Origin of the sequence: Caulobacter sp. D5, from assembly GCF_003185805.1 — a bacterium.
Lineage (GTDB): Bacteria > Pseudomonadota > Alphaproteobacteria > Caulobacterales > Caulobacteraceae > Caulobacter.
In genome coordinates this window covers 22,332-29,743 of sequence record NZ_QHJY01000241.1, presented here as the reverse complement: position 1 = coordinate 29,743, position 7,412 = coordinate 22,332, and the positions used below count along the sequence as shown (strand labels likewise).

At 69.9% G+C, this 7,412-nt stretch carries 4 protein-coding genes; 1 reads left to right on the top strand and 3 read right to left on the bottom strand.

Features of this window, described 5'->3' with window-relative positions; genetic code table 11:
* The 3 genes from DMC18_RS16075 to DMC18_RS16065 form a co-directional block, all read right to left on the bottom strand.
* On the bottom strand, window positions 1–1,781 hold a 1,781-nt coding region (locus DMC18_RS16075), incomplete at its 3' end, for a methyl-accepting chemotaxis protein (protein ID WP_110133092.1).
* Between the two features lie 218 nt (window positions 1,782–1,999).
* Window positions 2,000–5,464: a transcription-repair coupling factor gene (gene mfd, locus DMC18_RS16070; RefSeq protein ID WP_110133091.1), complete on the bottom strand. Its 3,465-nt coding sequence runs from the start codon at window positions 5,462–5,464 to the stop codon at window positions 2,000–2,002.
* Window positions 5,465–5,513: 49 nt separating this feature from the next.
* Window positions 5,514–5,807, bottom strand: a complete 294-nt coding sequence (locus DMC18_RS16065) for a succinate dehydrogenase assembly factor 2 (protein ID WP_110122052.1) — start codon at window positions 5,805–5,807, stop codon at window positions 5,514–5,516.
* An 89-nt stretch (window positions 5,808–5,896) separates the two neighbouring features.
* Here DMC18_RS16065 and DMC18_RS16060 point away from each other — a divergent pair, with 89 nt between their 5' ends.
* Window positions 5,897–7,372 carry a cobyric acid synthase gene (locus DMC18_RS16060; RefSeq protein ID WP_110133090.1) on the top strand — a complete coding sequence of 492 codons (1,476 nt, stop codon included), beginning with the start codon at window positions 5,897–5,899 and terminating at the stop codon, window positions 7,370–7,372.
* Window positions 7,373–7,412: the final 40 nt, after the last annotated feature.

The window sequence follows — 7,412 nt, the reverse complement described above, 5'->3', positions numbered from 1 at the left end:
TCGACGCCGGCGTTGAGGGCCAGAAGGTTGGTCTGGAAGGCGATCTCGTCGATGACGCCGATGATCTGGGTGATCGACTGCGACGACTTCTCGATGCCGCCCATGGCCTGGACGGCCTCGGTGACGACCTTGCCGCTCTTCTCGGCGTTGGCCTTGGCGCTCTCGGTCAGCTGGCGGGCGCGCTCGGCGCCGTCAGAGCTCTTCTTCACCGTGGCGGTGATCTGGTCGAGGGCGGCGGCGGTCTGCTCCAGGCCCGCGGCCTGGCGTTCGGTGCGCTGGGCCAGATCGTCGGAGGCGTGGCTGATCTCGGCGCAGCCGGTGCGGATGCTCTGGGCGGCCGACAGGATGCCGGCCATGGTCTGCTGCAGGCTCTCGACGGCCGCGTTGAAGTCGCGCGGCATCTTGCGGGCGTCGCCGGCGAAGCCGTCCTCGCGCATGCGCCAGATCAGGTCGCCGTCGGCCAGCTTCTCCATGCCTTCGCCGAGGGTGGCGACAGCGGCGGCCTGGGCCTTGGCGAAGGCCTCGGCCTCTTCGGCGTGGCGCTGGCGCTCGATCTCGGCGGCGGCGCGTTCGGCCTCCTGCTCGGCGCGGCGGCGCTGGCCGTCGGCCAGATCGTGGCGGAAGCCGTCGAGGGCGCGGGCGATGGCGCCGATCTCGTCGCCGCCGGTGACGCCGGGCACCGGCTGATCGTAGCGGCCGGCGCTCAGGGCGTCGACCGACTGGGTCAGGCCCGACAGCGGCTTGCGCACCAAGCTGGCGCTGGCCAGGAACAGGGCCAGCAGCACGGCGCCGGTGATCACCACGCCGCCGACCAGCAGGATCATGGCCAGGCGGTCGGCCGGACCGGTGATGGCCGAGCGCGGCACGTCCATGACCAGCGCCCAGGTGGTGTTCAGTTCGGGGATGGCGATGGGACGGACCATCCGCTCCATGTCCTCGTCGCCGACCTTGACGCCGCTGAACAGCGCCGCCTCGCCGCCGCTCAGGGCGGCCTTGACCTTGTCGGCGCCGGCGTCGGCATAGGCCGTGGTGCGCTTGTCGGCGTCGGGGTGAGCCACCCACTTGCCGGCCGCCGACAGCAGCATGACGCGGCCGCCGCCCAGGGGCTTCAGCTGCTCCAGGCGCTTGGAGACGCCGTCCAGCGACAGGTCGACGCCAGTCGCGCCGAGGAACTGACCGCCGACCATCGACGGATAGACCACCGAGGTCATCAGCTCGGTCTTGCCGGCCACCACGTAGGGATAGGGCTCCAGCAGCGCGGCCTTATGGGTGTCGCGCGGGATCGTGTAATAGGGCTGGGTGTATTCGTTGCCTTCGTTGAGCGGCTGGAAGACCACCTTGCCGTCGGCGTGCACCCAGTACGGGGTGAAGCTGCCGTCGGGATTGGCGCCCATGTCGCTCTGGCCGGCGAACTCGGCGTCGCGGCCGTCCAGGGCGTTGGGGGCGGCCATGAACCAGCTGCCCATGACGATGGGCGTGGCGTCGGCCTGGGGCCGCAGCATCTCGATATAGGTCTTGCGGTCGCGCAGGCCGGCCTGGTGGGCGGCGGCGATCGAGCCGGCGGTCGAGCGCGAGGTGGCTTCGACCCGGCCGATTTCGGTGCGGATCTGCTCGATGGCGTCGTCGGCCACGGCGTCGGCGTAGCGGTGCGTCAGGCCCGCGACGATGCCGGAGGTGTGCATCGACACCGCCACGGCGGCGGCGATCAGCAGAAGCCCGATGGCCAGACCCGCCACCGTCACCAGCTTCCACGCGATGGTCAGCCGACCGAACGCCTTCATAAAAGAATCTCCACAGCCCGAGCCCTTGGCTTGGTTGTGGCGGTCGATTCCTAACGGCGCTTTAACCGAGATTAACCTGCGACAATCTGGCGCCTCACGACCCTCCCCCTGAAGGGGGAGGTGGCCCGAAGGGCCGGAGGGGGAAGCGGCTGCTGAACCGCCGCGATCACTTCCCCCTCAGTCGCTTCGCGACAGCTCCCCCTTCAGGGGGGGCATCTTTACCCCTTCGCCAGCTTGACCAGCTGGACCAGGATCTTCTCGGCCGCATCCAGCCGCTGAGCCGGCGTGTCCCATTCGCCCTTCACGACGACCTTCTGGTCGGGACGCGCCTTCCAGATCAGGTTGTTCTTACCGATGAACTGCATCAGCGGCAGCGGGTTGGCGAACTCGTCGTTGCGGAAGCTGAGCACCGCGCCCTTGGGGCCTACGTCGATCTTGGCCACGTTGGCTTCGCGGCACATGCCCTTGATGCCGACGACCTTCAGCAAGGAGTCGGTCTCTGGCGGCAGCGGGCCGAAGCGGTCGATCATCTCGGCGGCCAGGGCCTCGCGGTCGGCGGCCTTTTCGGCTTCCGACAGGCGGCGATAGAGCGACAGGCGCACGTTGAGGTCGGGCACGTAGTCGTCGGGGATCATCACGGCCGCGCCGGTGTTGATCTGCGGCGACCAGGCGCGGTCCTCCAGCAGGGCTTCCGCCCCCTGGCGCTCGCGCAGGGCGGCCACGGCGTCCTCCAGCATCTGCTGGTAGAGCTCGACGCCGATCTCCTTGATGTGGCCGCTCTGCTCGTCGCCGAGCAGGTTGCCACCGCCGCGGATGTCGAGGTCGTGGCTGGCCAGCTGGAAGCCGGCGCCCAGGCTGTCGAGCGATTGCAGCACCTTCAGGCGCTTCTCGGCCGACAGGGTGATCTGCTTCTCGGCGGGCGTGGTCAGGTAGGCGTAGGCGCGAGCCTTGGAGCGGCCGACCCGGCCGCGGATCTGGTAGAGCTGGGCCAGGCCGAACATGTCGGCGCGGTGCACCACCAGGGTGTTGGCCGACGGAATGTCGAGCCCACTTTCGACGATCGTCGTGGCGAGCAGCACGTCGTACTGGCCCTCGTAGAAGGCGGTCATCACCTCCTCGAGTTGGGTGGCGCTCATCTGGCCGTGGCCGACGACGTACTTGATCTCCGGCACCTGGGTGCGGAGGAACTTCTCGATGTCCTCCAGGTCCTTCAGGCGCGGCACGACGTAATAGGCCTGGCCGCCGCGATACTTCTCGCGCAGCAGGGCCTCGCGCACGGTGACGGCGTCGAAGGGCGTGATGTAGGTGCGCACCGCCAGGCGATCGACCGGCGGGGTGGCGATGATCGACATCTCCCGGATGCCCGACAGCGCCATCTGGAGCGTGCGCGGAATGGGCGTGGCGGTCAGGGTCAGCATGTGCACGGCGGCGCGAAGCTCCTTGAGCTTCTCCTTGTGCTTGACCCCGAAGTGCTGCTCCTCGTCGACGATGACGAGGCCCAGGTCCTTGAAGGCGACCTGTTTGCTGAGCACCGCGTGGGTGCCGACCACGATCTCCAGCTGGCCGTTGGCCAGGCCCTCGCGGGTGTCGGCGGCTTCCTTGCCGGTGACCAGGCGCGACAGGCGGGTGACCTTGATCGGCCAGCCTTGGAAGCGCTCCTTGAAGGTCTTGTAGTGCTGGCGGGCCAGCAGGGTCGTCGGACAGACGATGGCCACCTGCTTACCGCTCATGGCCACCACGAAGGCCGCGCGCAGGGCGACCTCGGTCTTGCCGAAGCCGACGTCGCCGCAGATCAGGCGGTCCATCGGCTTGCCCGAGGCCAGGTCCTCCAGCACGTCGTGGATGGCGTTGAGCTGGTCGTCCGTCTCCTCGTAGGGGAAGCGGGCGCAGAACTCGTCGAACACGCCCGACGGCGGATCGGTCTCTTCCACCGACTTCAGCGAGCGGGCGGCGGCGATCTGGATCAGGCCCTCGGCCATGATCCGCAGACGCTCCTTGGCCTTGGCCTTGCGGCCCTGCCAGGCCGCGCCGCCCAGCTTGTCGAGCTGCACGTTCTCGCCGTCGGCGCCGTAGCGGGTGAGCAGGTCGATGTTCTCCACCGGCAGGTAGAGCTTGGCCTCGCCGCCGTACATCAGGTCGAGGCAGTCGTGAGGCGCGCCCTGGACGTCGAGGGTCTTGAGCCCCTCGTAGCGGCCGATGCCGTGATCGATGTGGACGACGAGGTCGCCGGGCGTCAGGGCGCTGGCTTCGGCGAGGAAGTTGGCGGCGCGGCGCTTCTTGCGCGGACGGGCCAGGCGGTCGCCGAGGATGTCGGTCTCGGAGATGACGGCCAGGCTGTCGGTCTCGAAGCCGGCGTCGAGCGGCAGGACGACGCGCTGGGGAACCTTCGGATCGTTGGCCTTGGCCGCCTGCCAGTAGCCGGCATAGGGGATCTTCTTGAGGCCGTGGTCGGCCAGCATGGTCCCGAGGCGCTCGGACGAGCCTTCCGACCACGAGGCGAAGAGAACGCGTTTCCCCTCCCCGGCCAGTTTCTTGGCGTGGTCGGCGGTGGCCTCGAACAGGTTGACGCTGTCCTGGGCGCGCTCGGCGGCGAAGGTCCGGCCATGCTTGGCGCCCATGTCGACGACGTCGAGGCCCTGGGGCTGGAACGGCGTGAACTGGCGGTGCGGACGGTCGGCGACCGCCTCGTCCCACTCCTTGGCGGTCAGGTAGAGGGCGTGCGGCTCCAGCGGGCGGTAGGCCGACTTGCGGTCGGCGGCGGCGCGGGCGTCGTAGGCGTCGGCGATCATCGCCAGGCGCTCGTCGCGGGCCTCGGCCGTCTGGTGGTCGACGCCGACCAGGGTCCCGGCCGGGAGGTAGTCGAAGATGGTCGCCATCCGCTCGTAGAACAGCGGCAGCCAGTGCTCCATGCCCGCGCGACGGCCGCCGTCGCTGACCGCGGCGTAGAGCGCATCGTCGCCCGGCGCGCCGAACAGGCGCACGTAGGAGCCGCGGAAGCGCGAGATGGCGTCGGCGTCGAGCAGGGCCTCGCTGACCGGCAAGAGCTCGATCGACTTCAGCTGCTTGGTCGAGCGCTGGGTCTCCGGATCGAAGGCGCGGATGCTCTCCAGGGTGTCGCCGAACAGGTCGAGGCGCACGGGCTCTTCGGCGGCCGGCGGATAGACGTCGATGACGCCGCCGCGGATGGCGAATTCGCCACGCTCGGAGACGGTGGAGGCGCGGACATAGCCGTTGACGGCGAAGTAGCGCTCCAGGTCCTTGATATCGACCGACTGGCCGACCTTGGCGCCGTAGCTGGCGCGCAGCAGCACTTCCTTGGTCGGCACGCGCTGCAGGAGCGCGGGCGCGGCGACGACCAGCATGGCCGCCTTGCCCTCGCCAAGGCCGTTGGCCAGGCGGTGCAGGGTGCACATGCGGGTGGCGGCGACGCCGGCCGAGGGGCCGATGCGGTCATAGGGCAGGCAGTCCCACGAGGGCAGCAGAACCGCCTCGATCTCGGGGGCGAAGAACTTCAGGGCGTCGATGAAGGCGCTGGCCCGGGCGGTGTCGCGGGCCACGAACACGGTCAGGCCGCCGCGGGCGCGGGCGATGTCGGCCATCGCCAGGGCGTCGAAGCCCTCGGGCGCGCCGGCCAGGGTCAGGCCGCCGGCGGCCTTGGCGATCTGTTTGGCGTCGTAGGCCATGCTGCTCTTCAAGTATGGGCGAGGAACAACCCGCCGAGATGCAAAGGGTTCAGGCGCCGTCGCCGACAGGCCGCGAGGTGTGGGCCTCGAAGCGGAACTTGCGGATCATGGCCATGATCTCGGTCTCGAAGGCCTCGGGCGTGGCCTCCTGGCCGACGATCCAGGCGTAGATCTCGCGATCGGACTGTTCGAGCAGGGTTTCCAGCACGTCGAGCTGGTCGGGGGTCAGGGTCGGGCCAAGCGTATCCGCGAACGGCCCCAGAATGAGGTCCGCTTCACGGAAGCCGCGATGCCAGGCCCGGAACTTCAGCCGCCGAAGGCGGGCGTCGTGATCGATGGTCATGCGGCCGCCGATATAGAGCGCGCCGCCGCCGGGCGCCAGCTTTGCGGCGTCGATTGACCGCGACTGCTGACGGCTTTAGGCGCGAGGGCATGGCTTCCTTGATGATCCAGGGCTGCGGCTCCGACGTCGGCAAATCGACCCTGGTCGCGGGGCTGTGCCGACTTTTCGCCAATCGCGGCCTGGTCGTCCGGCCGTTCAAGCCGCAGAACATGTCCAACAACGCGGCCGTCACCGCCGACGGCGGCGAGATCGGGCGGGCCCAGGCCCTTCAGGCGATCGCCTGCCGCACGCCGGCCAGCGTGCACATGAACCCGGTGCTGCTCAAACCGCAGAGCGACGTCGGGGCGCAGGTGGTGGTGCAGGGCCGCGTGGTCGGCAACTACAAGGCCCGGGCGTTCCAGGGGCTGAAACCGGACCTGCTGGCCACGACGCTGGACAGCTATCGCCGCCTGGCCGCCGAGGCCGATCTCGTGCTGGTCGAAGGCGCGGGCAGTCCGGCCGAGACCAACCTCAGAGCCGGCGACATCGCCAACATGGGCTTCGCCCACGCCGCCGACGTGCCGGTGGCGTTGGTCGGCGACATCGACCGGGGGCACGTGATCGCGGCCCTGGCCGGGGCGCACCTGGTGCTCGACGAGGCCGACCGCGCGCGGATCAAGGGCTTCATCATCAACAAGTTCCGGGGCGATCCGGCGCTGTTCGACGACGGGCGGACCGAGGTCGTCAAGCGGACGGGATGGCCGGACCTGGGCATGGTCCCGTGGCTGCCGCCGGTGCGGTTCCTGCCGGCCGAGGACGCCGTGGTGCTGGAACGCGCCGCCGGCTCTGTCGAAGGCCGCCGCGCCAAGGTGGTCGTGCCGATGCTGTCGCGGATCGCCAATTTCGACGACTTCGACCCGCTGCGGAACGCTCCGGCGATCGATCTGGTCTTCCTGCCGCCCGGCGGCGTGCTGCCGGCCGACGCGGACCTGGTGATCCTGCCGGGGACCAAGGCCACGCTGGCGGATCTGGCCTTCCTGCGCGCCAACGGCTGGGACGTCGACATCCTCGCGCATGCCCGGCGCGGCGGCCGGGTGCTGGGCGTCTGCGGCGGCTACCAGATGCTGGGACGGACGGTCAGCGATCCGGACGGCGTTGAGGGCGCGCCGGGATCGGCGGCGGGGCTTGGCCTGCTGGACGTCGAGACCGTGCTGGCCGGCGACAAGACGGTGCGGCCGGTCACCGGGCGTCTGGCCGACGGCGCTGCCTTCGAGGGCTACGAGATCCACGTCGGCCGCACGACCGGTCCTGGGACCGCGCGACCGCTGCTGACCATCAACGGCCACGGCCCGGACGGCGCCGTCTCGGCCGACGGCAGGATCGCCGGGGGCTACGTGCATGGCCTGTTCGACAAGGCCTCGGCGCGAACCGCCCTGCTCGCCCCGCTCGGCGTCGCGATCGACGGCCAGGACCAGTCGGCGCGGGTCGATGCGGCGCTCGACGAGATCGCGCAAATCCTGGAGCGGTCGCTCGACATCGCCGCCATCGCCCGCATCGCCGGGCTTCCTCATATTCCTGGGGCCTGACCGGTTTCCCTGGCCCTGGCTCCTGGCGGCGGCCAAACTC

What these genes read in the sequence shown, in the direction of transcription:
- DMC18_RS16065 (WP_110122052.1), bottom strand. Translation starts at nt 5,807, where the DNA reads ATGACCATCGATCACGACGCCCGCCTTCGGCGGCTGAAGTTCCGGGCC.
- DMC18_RS16060 (WP_110133090.1), top strand. Translation starts at nt 5,897, where the DNA reads ATGGCTTCCTTGATGATCCAGGGCTGCGGCTCCGACGTCGGCAAATCG.
- mfd (WP_110133091.1), bottom strand. Translation starts at nt 5,464, where the DNA reads ATGGCCTACGACGCCAAACAGATCGCCAAGGCCGCCGGCGGCCTGACC.